The 417-nt window shown below is 58.8% G+C and carries 1 protein-coding gene; it reads left to right on the top strand.

The genetic code is table 11. From position 1 onward, the window contains the following. Window positions 1-206 precede the first annotated feature (206 nt). On the top strand, window positions 207-417 hold a 211-nt coding region (locus tag V3391_RS17565), incomplete at its 3' end, for a hypothetical protein (protein ID WP_332079748.1).

The following is a 417-nucleotide window of genomic DNA, read 5'->3' as shown; positions in this document are numbered from 1 at the left end:
ATGCACAGCACGCTAATCTCTTGAAGATGTATTGAAGCTTTCTTTGAAAGAGAAGAGATGCTGAGGAAAAACGCGGAACAGCCCACAAGCCAAATCAGGCCCTGTAGCCTTCGACGTCCCGGGCGGTGCACCCTTGTGGCTGTTCAACGATTTTTCGCTGCTCACACGCATAATCGCAGATTGTGTGAACAAACAGGAACAACACCATGGACATCAAGCAACCGCCCGGCCACGCCCCGATCAAACGCCAATCGCTGGCCGACATCGAGCTGCAGGCCGCGCGCATTGCCGCGATGATGGGGCAGATCCGCGCGGCCATGCTGTCACCCACGTCCACCAAGACCGCCCCGGTGGTCAGTGCGGCGCAGCTGGCCAGCCTGTGCGGTGTGGACAAGGGCCGCATTGCCTACCGCTTGA

It is taken from the genome of Luteimonas flava (assembly GCF_036584485.1).
Taxonomy (GTDB): domain Bacteria; phylum Pseudomonadota; class Gammaproteobacteria; order Xanthomonadales; family Xanthomonadaceae; genus Luteimonas; species Luteimonas flava.
This window is presented reverse-complemented; position numbering and strand designations above follow the sequence as displayed.